Below are 20,645 nucleotides of genomic sequence, written 5' to 3' on the forward strand. Positions count from 1 at the left end.
CCCTGAAAGACATAGGCGATGTCAGTATTGCGCTCCCACTCCTTACCATCGGCACCGCCTGCGCCTAGATCAATATTGTCGCCGGTCAGGTAACGGGTCATGAACGTCAAGCCAGGGATGCCTCAGTCTGACAGTGATGAGTCGCAGGCGTTCAGATCGGCATCGGTTTCGCTCCCGGTCTTGGCGCGCGCCTGGAAGCGCTGATAGCACTCCAGCCCGCAGAAGTGCTCGACGTATTCCGCGCCTTCCGGGGTGAAGGCGGCATCGAGCGGGATTTCCTTGCAGCACACGCAGCAACTGGTGGCAGTCGGATCATTTGCATTCATGGTGGCACCCCTCCATTGACTGACGAAGACGGCGAATGCCGCCGCCGGCATCGGCTTGGCGAACAGGAAGCCTTGTCCTGTGTCGCAGTCCGCTTGTCGCAACAAATCAAGACTCGCCGATGTTTCCACGCCTTCGGCCACTACTTCCATGCCAAGCCCATGCGCAAGCTGAATCACGGTGCGCACGATGGTCTGGTCGCGGTGGTCGTTGGCGAGTCCGGCGACAAACGATTGGTCGATCTTGAGCGTGCTGATGGGGCAGCATTTCAGGTGTTGCAGGCAGGAATAGCCGGTGCCGAAGTCGTCGGCGGCGAAGCGCACACCGATCTGTCGCAAAGCTTCCAGGGCGGGGAAGATCGCCGGATCACCGAACGCAACCGATTCGGTCAGCTCAATTTCAAGATACGCGGCGGGCAACCCAGCATCGGCCAGCACGCCCTTTACCCACTTGTCGAAATCTGGCCCCACTTGGCTCGCCGAAACATTGACGGCCAGCCGGAACGGTTGCCATGCCAGCACCCGCCAGTCGCGCATTTGACGGCAGGCTGCGCCCAGCACCCATGCGCCGATTTCCGGCATCAGGCCGGACGATTCGATCACGGGCAGGAACTGGCCCGGCGGCAACAGTCCGAGCGTCGGATGACGCCAGCGCAACAGGGCTTCCGCGCCGACAATCTGCTCACTGCGCAAATCGACAATCGGCTGGTAGTGCAGCTCAAGCTGCCCGCGCTCGACCGCCTGCGCCAGTTGCGCCACTGTCCATTCAATTGGCTGGGAAGCGCTCATGATCGACCTCTGAAGGCCCGCAGCAGCCGCGTCACAGACAGGACAAACAAGCCGGTCAGCGTGAGGGCTGCAATACCCCAGTGCTCGCCGATGAACGCGCCGGCCGTCGTGCCGGCCAGCACAATGGCGAGAATCGGCAAATGACAGGGACAGGTGAGCACCGCCAGCGCACCCCACAGGTAGCCGGTGAACGGCTTGTGTGTCTCGGTCGGCAAGCGCTCGGGGCTGTTCATGGCAGACTCTCCGCTTGCTGGGCCGGCGCGGTCGGCATCGCGGCCAACTGCACTTCCAGATCGGCCAACGCTTCGCGTCGGCGTTCGACGAACTGACTCAGCACGGCAAGCTGTGCGGCTGTTTCATCGCAGTCCGCCGCATCCAGCGCCCGGCACAACCGCGCCAATGCGTCCAGGCCGATGCCCGCCTCAAAAGCGGCCCGCACAAAGCACAGCCGCTGCAAGGCGGCGTCATCGAACAAGCCGTAGCCGCCCGTGGTGCAGGCGACTGGCCGCAGCAATCCGCGCAGCAGGTAGTCGCGCACGATATGCACGCTCACCCCGGCCTCAAGGGCCAGTCGGGACACTGTGTAGGCGTTCATCGAACACCTCCTTTTCCTTATCCGGCGCAGCAGGACAGTTGCTTCACGTCCTTGCTGAAGGTCTGCGCCGCGAGCTTCAAGCCCTCGACCATCGTTAGGTAGGGGAACAACTGGTCGGCTAGTTCCTGCACCGTCATGCGGTTGCGAATGGCGAGAACAGCCGTCTGGATCAGTTCGCCCGCTTCCGGGGCCACCACCTGTACGCCAATCAGCCGTCCGCTGCCTTCCTCGATGACCAGCTTGATGAAGCCGCGGGTATCGAAGTTGGCGAGCGCACGCGGCACGTTGTCGAGCGTCAGCGTGCGGCTGTCGGTTTCGATGCCATCGTGGTGCGCTTCCGCCTCGCTGTAGCCCACGGTCGCCACTTGCGGGTCGGTGAACACCACGGCCGGCATCGCGGTCAGATTGATGGCGGCGTCGCCGCCGGTCATGTTAATGGCCGCACGAGTGCCGGCCGCTGCCGCCACATAGACGAACTGCGGCTGGTCGGTGCAGTCGCCGGCCGCGTAGATATTCGGGCTACTGGTGCGCATGCCCTTGTCGATGACGATGGCCCCCTGCGCATTGACGGCTACCCCCGCCGCTTCCAATGCCAGGCTGCGCGTGTTCGGTGTCCGGCCGGTGGCGACCAGCAGCTTGTCGGCGCGCACTTCGCCCTGTCCAGTGGTCAGCACGAATTCGCCGTCCACATGGGCGACTTGGCTGGCTTGCGTATGTTCCAGTACCTTGATTCCTTCGGCACGGAAGGCGGCTGTGACGGCCTCGCCGATGGCAGGGTCTTCGCGGAAGAACAGCGTGCTGCGCGCAAGGATCGTGACCTGGCTACCCAGCCGGGCGAAGGCTTGCGCCAGTTCCAGCGCCACCACCGACGAGCCGATGACGGCCAGGCGTTCGGGAATGGTGTCGCTGACCAAGGCCTCGGTCGAAGTCCAGTAGGGTGACTCTTTCAGGCCCGGAATCGGCGGCATGGCCGGACTGGCACCCGTGGCGACCAGGCAGCGGTCGAACATCACGACGCGCTCACCACCCTCGTTCAAACTAACGATAAGGCTCTGGTCGTCCTTGAAACGCGCTTCACCGTGCAGAACGGTGATGGCTGAATTGCCGTCCAGGATGCCTTCGTACTTGGCATGACGGAGTTCTTCGACACGGGCCTGCTGCTGGGCCAGCAGCCGCTCGCGCAAGATCGTCGGCGGTGTGGGTGGCATGCCGCCGTCGAATGGGCTTTCCCGGCGCAGATGGGCGATGTGGGCGGCGCGGATCATGATCTTGGACGGCACACAACCGACGTTGACGCAGGTGCCGCCGATGGTGCCGCGCTCAATCAGCGTGACCTGCGCGCCTTGCTCGACGGCCTTCAGTGCTGCCGCCATCGCGGCTCCACCGCTGCCGATCACGGCGACTTGCAACGGGCGCTCGCCGCCGCTGCCCTTGTCGGCGGCACCCATCCAGCCGCGCACCTTGTCGAACAGCCCAGTGCGGTTGTCGGTCGGCGGGGCATCGGCGAGCATCGCTTTGTAGCCCAGGCCAGCCACGGCGGCGGTCAGTGCGTCCGGCGCTGTGCCTGGATCAAGGGCGAGCTGGGCCGCGCCCTTGGCATAGGACACTATGGCAGATTGGACGCCGGGTACTTTTTCCAGCGCTTCCTTGACGTGCGCCGCGCACGAGTCGCAGGTCATGCCGGTGATTTTTAGATGGGTCATGCGACAGATCCTTTTTCGTTTGTGGTAGCAGACAAGGGCGTCAGATGTGCTGCGCTGCCGTTTTCAGTGCCTCACTTCTTGACGCTGGACGGATAGCCTGCGTCTTCGGTGGCCTTGGTCAGCTTCTGCACGCTGGTCTTGGCATCATCGAAGGTGACAACCGCTTCGCGTGTCTCGAAGGTCACGTTAACTTTGCTGACGCCTTCGACCTTGGAAATCGCCTTCTTGACGGTGATCGGACAAGCGGAGCAGGTCATGCCCGGTACGGACAGCGTGACGGTCTGGGTGGCGGCCCACACGGGGGCAACAACGGCAGCGATGGCGAGAGAGGCAAACAGTTTTTTCATGATGAACTCCTGTGATTAATAGAAAAATGGCATGACGTAGGGAAATCCGAGCGCGACCAGAACCAGCGCGGCCACGACCCAGAAAATGAGCTTGTAAGTAGCGCGCACTTGGGGAATCGCACACACATCCCCTGGTTTGCAGGCTTGCGCCGGTCGGTAGATGCGCCGCCAGGCGAAAAACAGCGCCACCAACGCCGCGCCGATGAAGATCGGGCGATAAGGTTCCAACACCGTCAAGTTGCCGATCCAAGCGCCGCTGAACCCCAGGGCGATCAGAACCAGCGGCCCCAGGCAGCAAGCCGAGGCGAGGATGGCGGCTAGCCCGCCAGTGAAGAGCGCCCCGCGCCCGTTTTGAGGTTCAGACATACGCTTGTCCTTTCAAATCTGGATTGGATAGCTTAAGCTTACTTCCGTACCAATGTACGGAGTCAAGCGATATGGAAAAAAATTTGGAGAATCTGACTATTGGCGTTTTCGCCAAGGCGGCCGGGGTCAACGTGGAAACAATCCGGTTCTATCAGCGCAAGGGCTTGTTGCCGGAGCCGGACAAGCCCTATGGCAGCATCCGCCGCTATGGCGAGGCGGATGTGACGCGGGTGCGCTTCGTGAAATCAGCCCAGCGGCTCGGATTCAGCCTCGACGAGATCGCAGAGCTGCTGAGGCTGGATGACGGCACCCACTGCGAGGAAGCCAGCAGCCTGGCCGAGCACAAGCTTCAGGACGTGCGCGAAAAAATGACCGACCTGGCGCGCATGGAAACCGTGCTATCCGAACTTGTGTTCGCCTGCCATGCGCGGCAAGGGAACGTTTCTTGCCCGCTGATTGCTTCGCTGCAAGGGGAGAAAGAGCCGCGTGGTGCCGACGCGGTGTAGCCGAGGGTAGTTACGCCTTAGCGTGCTTTATTTTCCGTTTTCTGAGACGACCCCTAATTGCCGTCTCCAAACAATGGCTTGACCCTATAGCGGCTATAGGGTGTTCACTGCGTAACAACAGAGGAGACCCCACAATGGCTAATTGTTGCGACGACACCCCTAAGGCTGGTTCCTGCAGCAGCACGCCGGCACCGACTTGTTGCGGCGCGGCTTGCTCAGCGCCCTTGGAGCAAGTCGGTCAGCTGAGCATGTTCCGCATCGAGCAAATGGACTGCCCCACTGAAGAAGCTCTCATCCGCAGCAGGCTGGAGAAAATCCCTGAGGTGCAGGAGCTGCAGTTCAATCTACTGAACCGTACTCTCGGCGTTCGGCACGCATCGTTGTCGCCTCAAACCTTGGTCGAGGCCATCGCGTCCGTGGGCATGCGGGCAGAACCTCTGACAGCCACCGTAAGCACACGGGTGGCGATTGCTCAGATGGACTGCCCCACCGAGGAACGGCTGATCACCGACAAACTGTCGGGGATGCCGGGTATCGCAGCCCTGCAATTCAACTTGCTGCAGCGCACCCTCACGATCAGCCACGCGCCGGACGCGCTTGCCCCGGCCTTGAGTGCAATCCGAGAGCTCGGTTTCACCCCCCAGTCCGAGACAGAAACGAAGGCCTCAACCGAAGCTTACTCTCCGGTAAAGGGCCATTGGTGGCGGCTGGGGCTGTCGGGTGTGGCGGCAGTCTCGGCAGAGATTCTGCACTTCGCTGAGTTGGTGCCCGAATGGGTAGTGGCGGTCATCTCCGTTGCCGCCGTGCTGCTTTGCGGCCTAGCCATCTACAAGAAGGGCTGGATCGCTCTCAAGAATCGAAATCTCAATATCAACGCCCTAATGAGCATCGCCGTTACGGGTGCAATTCTGATCGGACAATGGCCCGAGGCGGCCATGGTCATGTTCCTGTTCGCGATCGCCGAGCTAATCGAAGCCAAATCCCTTGATCGTGCTCGCAACGCTATTCGGGGCCTGATGGACTTGGCTCCGGAGACGGCGACTGTCCAGCAAGCCGATGGTCGCTGGATAGAACTCGACGTGTCGGGTGTTGCCATTGGCAGCCTGGTCCGAGCGCGCCCAGGCGAGCGCATCGGTCTGGACGGCGAGGTGGTGAAAGGCAACTCGACGATCAACCAAGCTCCTATCACGGGCGAGAGCCTGCCCGTGGAGAAGTCGGTAGGCGATCCGGTGTTCGCTGGCACCATCAACCAGGCCGGAGAGCTGGAGTATCGGGTTACGGCAGAAGCCAGCCATTCCACCCTGGCGCGCATTATCCACGCGGTTGAAGAAGCCCAGGGGGCTCGCGCGCCGACCCAGCGCTTCGTTGACCAGTTCTCCCGTATATACACACCGGCCGTGTTTGCCTTCTCAGTGGCCGTAGCGATCCTGCCGCCGCTGCTGATGGGGGGTGAGTGGTTCGAGTGGATCTATCGGGCTCTGGTACTCCTGGTGGTGGCCTGCCCCTGCGCGCTGGTGATCTCGACCCCCGTAACTATAGTCAGCGGCCTTGCCGCAGCTGCCCGTAAAGGCATTCTGATCAAGGGTGGCGTGTACCTAGAAATCGGCCGCAAGATCACCCACTTGGCCTTGGACAAAACCGGGACCATTACCCATGGCAAGCCCGTGCAAACGGACTTTTTGCCTCTGGCCAACGGGGTGTCAAGGGACTATCGCTCTGCCGCCGCCAGCCTTGCGCATCGCTCGGACCATCCGGTATCGCAGGCCATCGCCATACAGGCGGCCGAGCAGTCGATGCCGTTGTTGGACGTGGCGGATTTCGAAGCGTTACTCGGCCGCGGCGTCCGCGGCACGATTGAGGGGCATCGCTATCACTTGGGTAACCATCGGCTGCTGGAAGAGCTCGGATTCTGTTCGCCGACAATCGAAACCGCCCTCGATCATCTGGAGCGACAAGGTAAAACGGTGGTCATTCTGTCCGATGAAACCCAGGCGCTGGCATTGTTCGCAGTCGCCGATACGGTTAAGGACACCAGCCAGGCCGCAATCGGGGAACTCCACGAATTGGGCGTGAAGACCTTGATGCTGACCGGCGATAACCCGCATACCGCAGAGGCGATCGCCGCCCAGGTCGGCATCGACGAGGCCAAGGGCAGCCTGCTACCCACTGACAAGCTCAGCGCAATCGAAACCCTGATTAAGCACCAAGGCACTGTGGGGATGGTCGGCGACGGCATCAACGACGCTCCGGCGCTCGCGCGTGCCAACGTGGGCTTCGCCATGGGAGCCGCCGGTACCGATACCGCGATCGAGACTGCGGATGTTGCGATCATGGATGACGATCTGCGCAAGATTCCGGCCTTCATTCGTCTATCCCGCCATACCGCCGCAGTGCTTACGCAAAACATCGCGCTCGCGCTGGGCATTAAAGCCATCTTCTTGGTCGTCACGCTAACCGGCCATGCCACGATGTGGATGGCGGTGTTCGCCGACATGGGGGTGAGCCTGTTGGTCGTCCTGAATGGCCTGCGTTTGCTACGTAAGTGAGGCCGACATGAGCAACGAATTCCGCGCGGCTATTGATGAATCCTTCCTGAGCGCCAGGCAGGCCCTGGGGGCAAAATCCCCTAAGCGGGCCTATCCCTGGTTGGAAAGGGCCCACATCCTTACCCAGCGAATGCCTCTGCTCCATGCTTACAGCCATTGGCTGACGTTCCTGGCCGGCTGGGAGGAGCGGGACTACCGAGAGATGCTTGGCCAGGCGGCGCGCATTCCGGCTGCTTTGCTGTTCTCCAAGATATGGGTGCCTCTGGGCAATACCGGACGAGCAAGAGTCAGCGCCTTTCAACCGATGCCGGTATCAGATGAGCTGAAACAGCTACTACGGGACAGTCAATGAACACCTACCAAGAGACCACACACGCTCCAACGCCTGGGTTGTGGTGGGGAATTGCTGCCGCCCTGGCATTGGTCGACCAAGGCCTCAAGTTTGCCATTGAGCACCTGTATGAGCTGGGTTCGTCACTCGCCGTAAGCCCCTTTTTTAACGTGGTACATGCCCGGAATACCGGTGCGGCGTTTAGCTTCCTGGCGGACGCTGGCGGCTGGCAACGTTATTTCTTCGTTGTCATTGCCCTGGCCGTTGCATCGACGCTCATCCTGATTCTTCGTCGAGGGCGTCCTTGGCGTGAAGCCTTGGGTTACAGCCACATTCTGGGTGGAGCGGTAGGCAATCTTATCGACCGATCTGTCCGGGGTTTTGTCGTGGACTACCTGGACTTCCACTATCAAGGGTGGCACTGGCCAGCGTTCAACTTGGCTGATATCGCCATCGTCGGCGGTGCGCTGCTGTTGATGGTCAGCAGTACGGTAAGGCCCGCCGTGGAAGCGGAGCGCCCATGATGAAAAGCAACCTTGCCGTAGGCCCGCTCAAGTGGTCCGGTCGTGCATGGCTAGCACCTGGACTGGCTGTCTTTGCTGGTCGTACCGGCCATCAGGATTGGCATCACCATCAGGCTCATCAAATAGCCATCGGCGGTGGCGTCGAGCCGCGAGAAAAAGGCTGGTTGGGTAGCAGCGGAGGTTGCTGCTGTAACTGAATACGCGATTCAAAAAAGAGGTTCTTTATGCCAAGAAAGCCGATTACCGCAGCCCTCGTAGTCCTGTTGATGAGTGGGACTGTCCAAGCCGCCGAGCACCTGACCATTGATGTGCACCGCGACGCCAACTGCGGGTGCTGCAAGGACTGGATCACCTATCTGAAGGACAACGGATTCGAGGTCCGCGACCACGTCGAACGCAATATGAGCGCGGTCAAGCAAGATCAGGGGGTGCTGCCACGCTTGGCTTCCTGTCATACAGGCGTGATTGATGGCAAGTTCGTTGAAGGTCACGTGCCCGTGGCGCAGATTCTGGAACTGCGCAAGCGCCCCGACCTGTTGGGCATCGCCGTATCTGGAATGCCGGCCGGCTCACCAGGCATGGAGTATGGCAACGTCAAACATCCCTACAAGGTGATTGGGTTAGCTCGCTCCGGCCAGGAAGAGACCATTGCCGATTACCCATTGGATTGAGTTCCGCGCCGCTGATAACGGCTTGGGCAGGCTGGAAATGACGACGTAGAGCACGTGGGATACACGACCCAGCGCCGGCCCGCATTCTGAAGGACAAGCTCCTGCATACGGGCCAAAATCCTTTCATTCACTGTTCACAAGCTATTGGTCCGCGATGCCTATGTCCCGCCTCCTGTTGTGTCTGCTTCTTCTGCTCACCTTGCCGGCCGACGCTGGGATATTCGATCTGTCGCGTGCTCAGTCGGCCCTGTTCGGCACCTCGCTGAATAACAGCCAGGATTTTCTTCCGGTAGATCAGGCCTTTCGCCTTGACTTGGTAGAAGCCGACAAGGACAACCTCCGTCTGCGCTTCGTAAACGCCGATGGCTATTACCTCTACAAACATCGTTTCGCCTTCACCAGCGACCATCCTGACGTTTCAATCGGCACCCCTAAATGGCCAGCGGCCGAGCCCAAGACCGACGAGTTTTTCGGCGACGTCGAGGTGTTCTATGGCATCACCGATTTGCTGTTGCCGATTGATAACCCTCGTGATATCCCCTTCACTTTGCAGGTGAGCTATCAGGGCTGCGCCGATCTGGGGCTGTGCTATCCACCGGAGATCCGCAATATCCAGATCGGTAATACACCCGCAACTGCAGCCCAGCAACAAGTCGGCACTGTTGACTGGGGCAGTTTGGCGCTGTTTTTCCTGGCCGGCTTGGGCCTGACCTTCACTCCCTGCGTGTTGCCGATGCTGCCGATTCTGTCTGGCGTAGTGTTGCGCGGGCAATTCGGCGGACTACGTGGCCTAAGCCTGTCGCTCGCCTATGTAGTCCCCATGGCTGCCTGCTTCGCCCTGCTTGGTGCACTGATGGGTGTGTTCGGTGCGGGCCTCAACCTGCAGGCGCGCCTGCAATCACCGTGGGTGCTGGTGCCCTTCGCAATATTCTTCATGGTGTTTGCCCTGGCGATGTTCGGCGCATTCGAGATGCGCATGCCGCGCTTTATCGCCGAACGATTGGATCATCTGGCCAGCCGTGTTCGCGGCGGTTCCCTTTTGGGCGCAGCCACGCTCGGCGTGCTGTCCAGCCTGCTTGTTTCGCCCTGCGTGACAGCACCGCTTGTCGGCGCACTGCTCTACATCAGCGCCACCGGCGACGCCTTGGGCGGCGGTCTGAAGCTGTTTTTCCTGGGCTTGGGCATGGGCGCGCCGTTGGTATTGTTCGCCACCGGTGGCGGAGCATTGCTACCCAAGTCCGGGACCTGGATGCTCGGTGTGCGCAAGGCTTTCGGCGTGATGCTGCTGGCTGTCTCTGTTTGGCTGCTGGAACGTGTGTTACCCGCTCCAGTGACTCTGGCCTTATGGGGCCTTTTGGCGGTTGGCACGGCACTGTGGCTCGGCGCTCTGGAGTTCATTCCCAAATCCGGCAAGCAAAGGCTCGCCCAACTGCTTGGCGTGGCCCTGTTGGTTTACGGTGTCAGCGCCTGGCTCGGTGCCTTGCAGGGGCAATCCGATCCACTACGTCCACTGGGTCGTTTGGACGCCCAGGTCTTACCATCGACCGGCGCTAACGCCGGCTGGCAGACCCTGGACACACCGGCTGCCTTGGATGCGGCACTGCTGTCAGCGAAGGATGCCGGCCAACCAGTGCTATTGGACTGGTACGCCGACTGGTGCATCAGTTGCAAGGTGATTGAGCGAGAAGTACTGCAAGCACCCGCCGTGCGCGAGCAACTGAGCGGTTACCGACTGGTGCGCTTAGACATGACACGTAGCGATGCCGAACAACGCGCCCTGCTCGACCGCTACCAACTGTTCGGCCCACCAGCGCTGCAATTGTTCGCCCCGAGTGGCGAGGAATGGCAAGATCTACGCACGGTAGGTGAAACCGATGCCGAAAGCTTCGTCAAACGTCTACGCCAAGCCAGCAGCCGAATCTAAATTATGCAATTCGGTCACTCCTGGAAGAATCACTGCTTTTCTCTCGACCCACAGCCGGCTGACAGAAATGTAAGGCCTGCCTTGGAAGTGAGGCATCCGTGGTAAAAAGCGATCTTGCTGTAGGTCCGCTCAAGTGGTCCGGTCGTGCTTGGTTAGCGCCTGGTCTGGCTGTCTTTGCTGGCCGTGCCGGCCATCAGGATTGGCATCACCACCAGGCTCATCAAATAGCCATCGGCCTCGATGTTCCTGTGACCGTGGAATGCCCGCAACGTCAGTACACCGGGTTCTCGGTGTTCATTCCCGCGGGAGTCCGCCATCGAATCAGCGGAGCCCTTATCGTTTCGATTTACTTGGATGTGCTGGCAGATGAGGCCCAGGTTTTGCCACAGAGCATGACGCCGATGCCAATTGAGATCGCCCCATCTGACGCCAAAAGAATCGCTGACTCCCTGAACGAAGGCGCGGGAGACCCTCGGTCTGCGGTGCGAAAGGCTCTACAGGTGCTCGACGTCCTACCAGCCCCAGATCCGCGCGTGACGATAGTCAGCACCGCGATTCACGAGGGCAAGGTACGCCGCGAGGAGCTGGCAGCACTGGTCCACCTGTCCCCAACTCGGTTCTCGCATTGGTTCGTGGAGCAAACTGGTTTGCCGCTGCGCAGCTACGTGAAGTGGCTACGCCTGACCCAGGCTGTTCAATACTTGGCCTGCGGACGTTCTATGACGGACGCCGCGCACGAGTCAGGCTTCTCCGACTCGGCCCATTTTTCCAGGACCTTCCACTCCCTACTGGGAATCGATCCCTCGTCGGCGCTCGCCGAGGTGTACCTGCAGGAAGCCGTAGCGGCTCGCGTTTGAAGACGACTGGGTTCGCAATCTCAGCCGCGCCGGCTTGCGGCCATTACCATGGTTCACGCTTTCTGCAGTAACCAGAGGTGCCGCGCCGGGTTGATCAAGTTGCCGTCTGCATCCCAATAGCACCCGTGCGCATGTCCTCGATACAATTTTGGAGCTAGATCATTCAGTGAATTGCAGCATCTTGCCCAACTGGAGAAATTCATGCATGTGCTCAGACCCGCCGCGTCAGGATAGTTGTCGTGTGAGTTGATTCGATGAGTCTTGGTCGGTGGGCGTAAGTGAGAGCCGTGTGGCGCGTTATTCGATAGAGCATCGGGAGTGGGTGGTGCGGCAGATGATGCCGCCCTTGAACCGGACGGTGCCGGAGCTGGTGGAAGCGACAGGCATTACTGATGCCACCCTGTATGCTTGGCGCAAACAGGCCAGAGCAGCGGGAGCAGTGGTGCCGGCAGATGGACAGCAGGCCGACCAGTGGTCGAGCCAGGACAAGTTTCGGGTGGTGCTGGAAAGCGCCAGCCTCAATGCGGCTGAGCTGGCGGAGTACTGCCGGCGCAAAGGCCTGTATGTCGAGCAGATCAACGCCTGGCGCGAAGCCTGCGAGCAGGCCAACAGCCTGGCTCAGCCGAGCAAGACCCGGCGCGAACGCGAAGAGGAAAAGGCCGCGAAGAAGCGCATCAAGCAGCTGGAGCGTGAACTGCGGCGCAAGGATGCGGCGCTGGCAGAAACCGCGGCTCTGCTGGTGTTGCGAAAAAAAGCCGAGGCGCTCTGGGGGAAGGACGAGGACGAATGATCAGCGCCCCGGATCGCCGTGAAACGCTGCAGTTGATCGAGGACGCCGTGGCGGCGGGAGCGCGGCGGGCGCAGGCCTGCGCCGAACTGGGCCTGTCGCTGCGCAGCCTGCAGCGCTGGCAGCACTGCCCGGAGGATCGGCGTCCTTCGGCACAACGAGCTGAGCCGGCCAACAAGCTGACCCCGCAAGAGCGCCGCCGCGTGCTGGAGGTCGCCAACCAGCCCGAGTTTGCCAGCCTGCCGCCGCAGCAGATCGTGGCGCGGCTGGCCGATCAGGGCACCTGGCTGGCCTCGGAGTCGACCTTTTACCGGTTGCTGAAGGACGCCGAACAGCAGCATCCGCGCGGCCGTGGTGAAACGAGCGCTGACGACCCATGTGGCCGACGGCCCGAACCAGCTGTGGTGCTGGGACATCACCTGGCTGCCGACCACGGTCAAGGGCCGTTACTTCTACTGGTACATGATCAAGGACGTCTATAGCCGGAAGCTGGTGGCCAACGAGGTGCATGAAAGTGAAAGCGCCGAGCAGGCCGCCCAGCTGCTACGCCAGGCCTGCCTACGTGAACAGCGGGCAGGCCAGCCGCTGGTACTGCACTCGGACAACGGCAGCGCGATGAAGGGCTCGACCATGCTGGCGGCCATGCAGAACCTGGGTGTAATGCCCTCGTTCAGCCGCCCGCGGGTGAGCAATGACAACGCCTATGCCGAGGCCTTGTTCCGCACGGCGAAGTACTGCCCGCTGTGGCCGGAGCGGCCCTTCGACACGCTGGAGCAGGCCAGGAACTGGGTGAACAGCTTCGTGGCCTGGTACAACCATGAACATCGCCACAGCGCCCTGAAGTTCGTGACTCCGGCGCAGCGACATACTGGCCAGGCGGAAGAGTTGCTGCGCAAGCGTATCGAGCTGTACGAGGCGGCGCGTGCACGGCACCCGGAGCGCTGGAGCGGCAACATCAGGAACTGGGTGCTGGCACCAATCGTGTGCCTGAACCCGGAGCGGGAAGCGGTACTGCAGCAAACATCAAAGGCAGCGTGACACGCTCACGCGACAACTACCTTGAAAATCGCCGTTTATAGTCGATTATAGAGCGATTATAGAATTCGCTTTTGGTGCCTGATTGGGCCTGCTCGAAGCAGGCAGCCCCTGCATCTCGCCTAAGCAACAGTATGTTTGACCAGGCCCCCAATTCCTACTTGGGGCTCGACTGAACGGCTAGCGAGGCCGGTCTTGTGCTAGCGCGCCTAGCGGGTGGTGCGAACCCTACGAGCTTGAGAAATCCGGTTAAACGGAGCTACCAGTTGAGCCCGATTGATACCCTGCATGACACTCTATTTGATCCAAATCAACACTATTGCCAAAAGGAGCGTTCATGCCTCGGGGCAATCTGCTATCGTCGGCCTATTGCCCCGCCTGGTGAATTGCTGTGCGTCGGATTGGATTGATCCTGCTAATGATTGCTAGCCTCGTGCTGCCGACCTTCGGCGGTGTGGCTTTCAGCATGCCGGCACAACCTTGCCCGATGCAGAGCGCCGATCATCAGGGCCATGCAATGGTCGATGCTCCGTGCTGCGAGCAAATGGACACGTCTGATGGGGTGGCCAATAAGTCCCCCTGCAAATCCGGCCAGGAATGCAAGACCGGAGGACTTCTCCAGACCACCGTGATCAAGAGCATATCCCCTCTCCCCTCACGCCCCGAAATATTGCTGACCCAGTCGGTGATTAAGCGAGAGCCCGCAGGACTCTGGCGCCCTCCTCGTTTCGTCTAATGCCGTGATCATCCCGCGCCTTACAGTCAGGCGCATCGTCGCGACCACGTTTCGTAGCTGCGACCTCGATCAATCGCATTGGAGGCGAAAGCATGTCCGCTTTCCTTTTTCCACGCCGTGGCTATCTCGGCGTGTTGGCTGCCGCATTCTGGGCAGCTCCCTGGCTTGCCGCGCAGGCACAGCCCCTAACCTTCGAACGAGCCCAAACTCTGGCCGAACAGAGTGCCCCTGAGAACCTCGCGCGCCAGGCGCAGGTGGCATCGGCACAGCAGGCTGTAGGGCCCGCAGACGCCTTGCCCGATCCCAAGCTGATTCTAGGCATCGACAACCTGCCGATCGAAGGCCCTGACCGTTACACACTTAATCGTGACTCCATGACCATGCGCCGCATTGGACTCATGCAGGAGGTACCAAACGGCGACAAGCGTCTGGCCCGTCGCCAACTGGCCGAAGCCTCCATGACGCGGGCCGAGGCCGAGCAGCGTGCCATGCAGTTGGAAATCAAGCGCCAGACGGCAGTGAGCTGGCTGGACGTGTACTACGCCGAACGCAGTGTTGGCCTCTTCGATCAACTGGACCGTCAGATCGAGATGCTCCGCTCGACCGTGCAATCGCTAATTGCCGGCGGTAGTGCTCAGCCTGGCGAGCTGTTGCAGGCCGACCAGGAAGCTTTGGCGTTACAAGATCGGCGAGATGAACTGAATCGCGATGTGGCAGTAGCTCGTGCCAAGCTGCGCCGCTGGATAGGCAACGAGGCTGACCAGCCTTTGCAAGGAGGTGTTCCCAATCTGAACCTGGTGGCACCGCACCTGCAGCAACGCATTGCCTCACACCCTGAGTTGCGCGCTGCCTCCGCCCGAGTCGGCGAGGCTAGCGCCGAGCTGAACGAGGCCATCGCCGAGAAGACCCCCGACTGGGGTGTTGAGTTTGCCTACAACAATCGCGACAACCAGTTCGGCGATATGGTGATGGTGCAATTCACGTTCGACCTGCCGTTGTTCGTAGGCACACGTCAGGGGCCCAAGATCAACGCCAGACAACAAAGCGTGTCGCAGATGGAAGCCGAGCAGGAAGCATTACTGCGCGCCCATCAGGCTGAGCTGGAAGGCGGTATTGCCGGGCTTGAGCAACTGCGCAGGACCTTGTCACGCACCGAAAAAACCTTGATCCCGCTTGCAAGCAAACGTGCCGATCTCGAACTGGCCGCCTACCAAGCCGGTAACAGCCAGCTCACATCCGTTATTACTGCCCAGCGCGACCTGATTGAGGCGCAGCTGCGGCAGATTGAACAGCAGCGCAAGTTGAGCCAGCTCTCCGCAAGCCTGTACTACGCCTATGTGGAGGGCCTGAAATGAAGATATCGACATTTGGTTTTGCGGTCGCCGTGCTGACCGTGGGCATTGGCGCGGCGGGCGGTGGCTACTGGCTGGCCCAGCGGCAAGCCAAACACGAGCTACTGCCTAGCTCCGCACCGACGGACGAGCGCAAGGTGCTCTATTGGTACGACCCTATGCAGCCTGAGCAGCGCTTCGATAAACCGGGCAAGTCACCTTTCATGGATATGGAACTTGTCCCTAAATACGCAGGATCCGAGCAGGATCCGTCTGTCCTGAGCATCCCCGCTCAAGCCGTGCAGAACCTCGGAATGCGAACCTCGATGGTGATCCGAGGTGTACTGCCCTCGGATATCGAGGCGGTGGGTTCCCTGGCCTATAACCAGCGAGAAGTGGCGAACCTCCAGGCCCGCGCCGGCGGATTCGTCGAGCGGGTTTACGGTCGCGCCCCGGGCGATGTGCTGCCTGCCGGAGCCCCCCTGGTCGACCTGCTGATTCCCGAATGGTCCGCCGCGCAGTTGGAGTTCCTGGCGGTACTGCGTACCGCTGACACTCGCTTGATAAGTGCGGCCCAAGAGCGCCTGCGCCTGCTTGGCATGCCTCAAACGTTGATCGAGCAGGTCCGCCGCAGCGGCAAACCACGGGCGGTGCAAACCCTCACCACACCTATCAGCGGCGAGCTCCAAGCCTTGCAGGTACGCGCCGGGATGACCGTCGAAGCCGGGCAGGATCTGGCGTTGATTAACGGGCTATCCAGTGTCTGGCTCGATGCGGCGATACCCGAGGCCATGGCCGGAAGTATCCAGGTCGGGGACGAGATCCGCGCCAACCTGACGGCCTTTCCTGATCGACCGCTGCTGGGCCGCGTCATAGCCTTGCTGCCGAGTGCCGATCCGCAAACACGCACGCTCACGGTACGCAGCGAGCTACCCAACCCTGCCGGTAAGTTGCGCCCCGGCATGTTCGCCGCCGTACGCCTGAACAGTGCCGTCGAACAATCCACGCTTCTTGTGCCGAGTGAAGCCGTGATTCGCACCGGGAAGCGTGCGTTGGTGATGCTGGTAGAAGGCGATGGGCGCTACCGCCCCCTGGAAATAACCTTGGGCCGCGAGGCTGATGGGCGTCTGGAGGTGTTGTCCGGTCTTGAGGAGGGTCAGGCGGTCGTTACCTCCGGCCAGTTCCTCATCGATTCGGAGGCCAGCCTACAGGGTGTCATGGCCAGCCATGCCGAGCAGGACAATAAGAAGGAACTACATGAGGCCCATGGTGTGATTCGTGCTCTGGACGCGGAGTCAGTCACCCTGGAGCACGGGCCCTTCGAGAGCCTGAATATGCCAGGTATGACCATGGCTTTTCCATTGGTCAGCTCAGAAGTAGCTGTGGGACTTAAGCCAGGAGATCACGTACGTATCGGCGCCCGCCAGAAAAACTCCGGCCTGATGATCGAGCAGCTCAGCAAGGAAGGAGACCAGCCATGATCGCACGCCTGATCCACTGGTCTATCGGCAATCGCTTTCTGGTGCTGCTGGCGACCCTGTTCATCACCGCCCTGGGCATCTGGTCGCTGCGCAACACGCCGTTGGATGCACTGCCGGATCTGTCCGACACCCAGGTCATCATCCGCACAAGCTTCCCCGGGCAGGCACCGCAGATTGTCGAGAACCAGGTGACCTACCCGCTGGCCACCACCATGCTCTCGGTGCCGGGGGCGAAGACAGTGCGCGGCTACTCGTTCTTCGGCGACTCCTTCGTTTATGTGCTGTTCGAGGACGATACCGACCTCTACTGGGCACGCTCGCGGGTGCTGGAGTACCTCAACCAGGCGCAGGAACGCCTGCCCGAGGGTGTTACCACCACCCTTGGGCCGGATGCCACCGGCGTGGGCTGGATCTACCAGTACGCCTTGGTCGACCGCAGCGGCCAGCATGATCTTGCCCAGCTGCGGGCACTGCAGGACTGGTTCCTTAAGTACGAACTCAAGAGCCTGCCCAACGTAGCCGAAGTGGCCACCCTCGGCGGCATGGTCAAGCAATACCAAGTGCTGCTCGATCCCCAGAAGCTGGTGGCTTATGGGGTAACTCAGCAGGAGGTCGAAGCGGCGCTGAAGAGCGCCAATCAGGAAACCGGCGGCGCCATCCTGGAGCTGGCGGAGCGCGAGTACATGGTGCGGGCCTCGGGCTATTTGGAGAGCCTGGATGATTTTCGCAATGTGCCGCTGCGGGCTTCGGCAAGCGGAATTCCGGTGCTGCTAGGCCAGGTGGCCACCATTCAACTGGGGCCAGAGATGCGTCGCGGTATCGCCGAATTGGACGGCCAGGGTGAAGTGGTCGGTGGCGTGGTCATCCTGCGCTCCGGCAAGAATGCCCGGGACACCATCGCTGCCGTGAAGACCAAGCTGGACAGCCTGAAAGCCAGCCTGCCCACCGGCGTCGAAGTGGTCACTACCTATGACCGTTCGCAACTGATCGACCGTGCCATCGACAACCTCAGCTACAAGCTGCTGGAAGAGTTCGTGGTGGTTGCCTTGGTTTGCCTGATCTTTCTCTGGCACCTGCGTTCGTCGCTGGTGGCGATCATCACCCTGCCCCTGGGCATCCTGATGGCCTTCATCGTCATGCGCTACCAGGGCGTCAATGCCAACATCATGTCGCTCGGCGGGATCGCCATCGCCATCGGCGCCATGGTCGATGCCGCCGTGGTGATGATCGAGAACGCGCACAAGCACATCGAGGCCTGGAAGGCTCGGCACCCCAATGAGCCGCTCCAAGGCGAGGCGCACTGGCGAGTGATCGGCGAAGCCGCAGCCGAAGTCGGACCGGCACTCTTCTTCAGCCTGCTGATCATCACCCTATCGTTCCTCCCGGTATTTACCCTGGAGGCCCAGGAAGGGCGCCTGTTCGGCCCTCTGGCCTTCACCAAGACCTATGCCATGGCCGCCGCCGCCGGCCTCTCGGTCACCCTGGTACCGGTGCTGATGGGCTACTGGATTCGTGGGCATATCCCCAGCGAACAGCAAAACCCCTTGAACCGCTGGCTGATCGGCGCATACCGGCCGGTGCTGGAGTGGGTGCTGGCCTGGCCCAAGGTGACCTTGGCGCTGGCCGTGCTGGTCTTTGTGTCCAGTCTGTGGCCCCTCAGCAGACTCGGAGGAGAGTTCCTGCCGCCCATGGACGAAGGCGATCTGTTGTACATGCCTTCGGCCCTGCCCGGCTTGCCGGCGAGCAAGGCAACCCAGCTGCTGCAGCAAACCAACCGGATGATCCTCACGGTGCCCGAAGTGGCACGGGTATTCGGCAAGGCCGGGCGAGCAGAGACCGCCACCGATCCAGCACCGCTGGAAATGTTCGAGACCACGGTGCAGTTCAAACCACGCGATCAATGGCGCGCGGGGATGACACCCGAAAAGCTGATCGAGGAACTGGATCGCGCGGTAAAAGTTCCGGGGCTGTCCAATATCTGGGTGCCGCCCATCCGCAACCGCATCGACATGCTGGCGACGGGGATCAAGAGCCCCATTGGGGTGAAAGTGTCCGGAACCTCCTTGGTCGACATCGAGCGCATAACGCGCGATATCGAGGCCGTGGCCAAAGAGGTGCCTGGGGTGAGTTCGGCCTTGGCAGAACGCCTTACTGGCGGCCGTTACGTGGACATCCAGATCGATCGACTGGCCGCGGCGCGCTATGGCCTGAGCATCGCCGATGTGCAGGCGGTGGTATCGGGCGCCATCGGCGGCAGCAATATTGGTGAGACGGTTGAAGGACTGGCCCGCTTCCCGATCAACCTGCGCTATCCCAAGGAGTGGCGAGACAGTCCGCAGGCACTACGGCGTATGCCGATCCTCACGCAAGCCGGCCAGCAGATCACCTTGGGCACCGTCGCCCAGGTTAGTCTGACCGAAGGGCCGCCAATGCTGCGCAGCGAGAACGGGCGTCTGTCCGGTTGGGTCTATGTCGATGTCCGTGGGCGCGACCTGGCATCGACCGTGCGCGAGTTGCAGCAACGCGTAGCTGAGCAGGTACAACTCGATGCTGGCATGACCGTCTCCTACTCCGGTCAGTTCGAGTTCCTGGAGCGTGCCAATGCGCGGCTGGCCTGGGTGGTGCCGGCGACTTTGTTGATTATCTTCGTGCTGCTCTACCTGACCTTCAGCCGCTTCAGCGAGGCCCTGCTGATCATGGCCACCCTGCCCTTCGCCCTATCGGGCGGTATCTGGCTGCTCTACTGGTTCGGCTTCAACCTGTCGATCGCCACCGGCGTGGGCTTCATTGCCCTGGCCGGCGTCTCTGCCGAATTCGGGGTGATCATGCTGCTGTATCTGAAGAACGCCTGGCATGCGCGCGTGGATGCTGGGCGTAGCGACGATCCGACTCTGCTTGAGGCAATCCGCGAAGGTGCTGTCCTGCGCGTCAGACCCAAGGTGATGACGGTTGCCGTGATCATAGCCGGTCTGCTGCCTATTCTGTGGGGCGGTGGAGCGGGTTCAGAGGTCATGAAGCGCATCGCCGCGCCCATGGTTGGCGGCATGATCACAGCCCCGCTGCTGTCCATGCTGGTGTTGCCTGCTGCCTATTGGTTGATGCGTCGACAGGGCGCGCGAAAGAGTCACCAACCACAGGAGCTATAGCTCTGAGTGTTCAGGCGAGCCCCTGCGCCATTTGACGAAGGGGCTTATCTACCTTAAATCACGCGTTTGACGCTCAGGTACTCGCCCTTGGTCTTCAGCGTGATGGTCACGTCCTGGTTGCTGCGGTTGCGCCAGAACCAGCCGTGGGTGCCGTCGAAAATTGCAGTTAGTTCGCCTTTGTCGCCTTTGACCTGCTTGGCCTTGCTGTAGCTGTGGTAGTAGTCCTTGGGGCCGTTGTAGGGCTCACCGTGGGTGTCGTGGTTGACCGGAATGCCATTGGTCGTCCACTCGTAGCTGACCGTGGCCTTGTCCAGCATTTCCAGCTTGATTTCACTGGCTTCGCCCGGCTTCAGGGTGACGGTCACCTCATCAGACTTCAGGGCTGGCTGCGGCTCAGCTACTGGTTCGGCCACAGATGCTGCTGCAACAGGCTCTTGAAGGGGGGCTCGCAGAATTCGGAAAAAATCGTACGCTAAGGTTTTCCGGGCATCCGTAGGGGCCGAAACTTCCCGTCTTCCAGTCTGCGGCTCTGCCGCCAGACGTAATCGCCGGTGAGGTTGATGTGCTCCCAGCCCAGCGGCGACAGGAATTGCAGCAGCTCGCCGTCCACCGGCTTGCCGGCCTCGACCAACCCCTGGGTGGCGCGC

Annotated in this window: 17 protein-coding genes and 3 pseudogenes; 11 read left to right on the forward strand and 9 right to left on the reverse strand. The window is 61.2% G+C overall.

What is annotated here, in order from left to right; all coding sequences use genetic code 11:
* From H3221_RS25200 to H3221_RS25230, 7 genes and pseudogenes are all read right to left on the reverse strand, one after another.
* A pseudogene (locus tag H3221_RS25200) lies at nt 1–122 on the reverse strand (OprD family outer membrane porin); the annotation flags it as partial.
* Nucleotides 123–1,112 carry a DUF3330 domain-containing protein gene (locus tag H3221_RS25205; RefSeq protein ID WP_112211751.1) on the reverse strand — a complete coding sequence of 330 codons (990 nt, stop codon included), beginning with the start codon at nt 1,110–1,112 and terminating at the stop codon, nt 123–125.
* Complete coding sequence (gene merE / locus H3221_RS25210; protein WP_003090697.1) at nt 1,109–1,345, reverse strand: broad-spectrum mercury transporter MerE; 237 nt, start codon at nt 1,343–1,345, stop codon at nt 1,109–1,111. The genes H3221_RS25205 and merE overlap by 4 nt, the downstream gene beginning before the upstream one ends.
* On the reverse strand, nt 1,342–1,707 hold the full coding sequence (merD, locus tag H3221_RS25215) for a mercury resistance co-regulator MerD (RefSeq protein WP_003090698.1): 366 nt from the start codon (nt 1,705–1,707) through the stop codon (nt 1,342–1,344). Before merD ends, merE begins: the two co-directional genes overlap by 4 nt.
* Before the next feature lie 17 nt (nt 1,708–1,724).
* The gene (gene merA / locus H3221_RS25220; protein WP_003090700.1) at nt 1,725–3,410 is read right to left on the reverse strand and encodes a mercury(II) reductase; all 1,686 of its coding nucleotides are present in this window, start codon (nt 3,408–3,410) and stop codon (nt 1,725–1,727) included.
* A gap of 71 nt (nt 3,411–3,481) precedes the next feature.
* Nucleotides 3,482–3,757 (reverse strand): mercury resistance system periplasmic binding protein MerP, encoded by a 276-nt coding sequence (merP, locus tag H3221_RS25225; protein WP_000732290.1) that lies wholly within the window; start codon nt 3,755–3,757, stop codon nt 3,482–3,484.
* 15 nt (nt 3,758–3,772) lie between these two features.
* Nucleotides 3,773–4,123 carry a mercuric transport protein MerT gene (locus H3221_RS25230; protein ID WP_001294666.1) on the reverse strand — a complete coding sequence of 117 codons (351 nt, stop codon included), beginning with the start codon at nt 4,121–4,123 and terminating at the stop codon, nt 3,773–3,775.
* 71 nt (nt 4,124–4,194) lie between these two features.
* Between H3221_RS25230 and H3221_RS25235 the strand changes: the two genes are divergently transcribed.
* The 11 genes and pseudogenes from H3221_RS25235 (at nt 4,195) to H3221_RS25285 (ending at nt 19,998) form a co-directional block, all read left to right on the forward strand.
* Complete coding sequence (locus H3221_RS25235) at nt 4,195–4,629, forward strand: mercury resistance transcriptional regulator MerR (RefSeq protein ID WP_000414383.1); 435 nt, start codon at nt 4,195–4,197, stop codon at nt 4,627–4,629.
* 134 nt (nt 4,630–4,763) lie between these two features.
* Nucleotides 4,764–7,175, forward strand: a complete 2,412-nt coding sequence (locus H3221_RS25240; protein ID WP_373422875.1) for a heavy metal translocating P-type ATPase — start codon at nt 4,764–4,766, stop codon at nt 7,173–7,175.
* 7 nt (nt 7,176–7,182) lie between these two features.
* A complete protein-coding gene (locus tag H3221_RS25245) occupies nt 7,183–7,527 on the forward strand; it encodes a DUF3703 domain-containing protein (protein ID WP_112211752.1) in 345 nt (114 codons plus the stop codon).
* Nucleotides 7,524–8,030: a signal peptidase II gene (gene lspA / locus H3221_RS25250; protein WP_112211753.1), complete on the forward strand. Its 507-nt coding sequence runs from the start codon at nt 7,524–7,526 to the stop codon at nt 8,028–8,030. The genes H3221_RS25245 and lspA overlap by 4 nt, the downstream gene beginning before the upstream one ends.
* 224 nt (nt 8,031–8,254) lie before the next feature.
* A complete protein-coding gene (locus tag H3221_RS25255) occupies nt 8,255–8,701 on the forward strand; it encodes a DUF411 domain-containing protein (RefSeq protein ID WP_064495859.1) in 447 nt (148 codons plus the stop codon).
* A gap of 160 nt (nt 8,702–8,861) precedes the next feature.
* Nucleotides 8,862–10,625: a protein-disulfide reductase DsbD gene (locus tag H3221_RS25260; RefSeq protein ID WP_177434073.1), complete on the forward strand. Its 1,764-nt coding sequence runs from the start codon at nt 8,862–8,864 to the stop codon at nt 10,623–10,625.
* Nucleotides 10,626–10,723: 98 nt separating this feature from the next.
* The gene (locus tag H3221_RS25265; protein ID WP_112211755.1) at nt 10,724–11,482 is read left to right on the forward strand and encodes a helix-turn-helix transcriptional regulator; all 759 of its coding nucleotides are present in this window, start codon (nt 10,724–10,726) and stop codon (nt 11,480–11,482) included.
* A gap of 289 nt (nt 11,483–11,771) precedes the next feature.
* Nucleotides 11,772–13,307: pseudogene (locus tag H3221_RS25270) on the forward strand (IS3 family transposase).
* A gap of 825 nt (nt 13,308–14,132) precedes the next feature.
* Complete coding sequence (locus H3221_RS25275) at nt 14,133–15,395, forward strand: TolC family protein (protein ID WP_192985787.1); 1,263 nt, start codon at nt 14,133–14,135, stop codon at nt 15,393–15,395.
* Nucleotides 15,392–16,852, forward strand: a complete 1,461-nt coding sequence (locus H3221_RS25280; protein ID WP_003460118.1) for an efflux RND transporter periplasmic adaptor subunit — start codon at nt 15,392–15,394, stop codon at nt 16,850–16,852. Before H3221_RS25275 ends, H3221_RS25280 begins: the two co-directional genes overlap by 4 nt.
* Nucleotides 16,849–19,998, forward strand: a complete 3,150-nt coding sequence (locus H3221_RS25285; protein ID WP_112211757.1) for an efflux RND transporter permease subunit — start codon at nt 16,849–16,851, stop codon at nt 19,996–19,998. The genes H3221_RS25280 and H3221_RS25285 overlap by 4 nt, the downstream gene beginning before the upstream one ends.
* Before the next feature lie 53 nt (nt 19,999–20,051).
* On the opposite strand, the pseudogene H3221_RS25290 reads toward H3221_RS25285, so the two are convergent.
* Both H3221_RS25290 and H3221_RS25295 read right to left on the reverse strand, forming a co-directional pair.
* Nucleotides 20,052–20,435: pseudogene (locus tag H3221_RS25290) on the reverse strand (transmembrane anchor protein); the annotation flags it as partial.
* A 35-nt stretch (nt 20,436–20,470) separates the two neighbouring features.
* The coding region (locus H3221_RS25295; protein WP_131126024.1) for a Tn3 family transposase at nt 20,471–20,645 on the reverse strand (175 nt) is incomplete at its 5' end.

The organism is Pseudomonas chaetocerotis, from assembly GCF_015712105.2.
Classification (GTDB): Bacteria; Pseudomonadota; Gammaproteobacteria; order Pseudomonadales; family Pseudomonadaceae; genus Aquipseudomonas; species Aquipseudomonas chaetocerotis.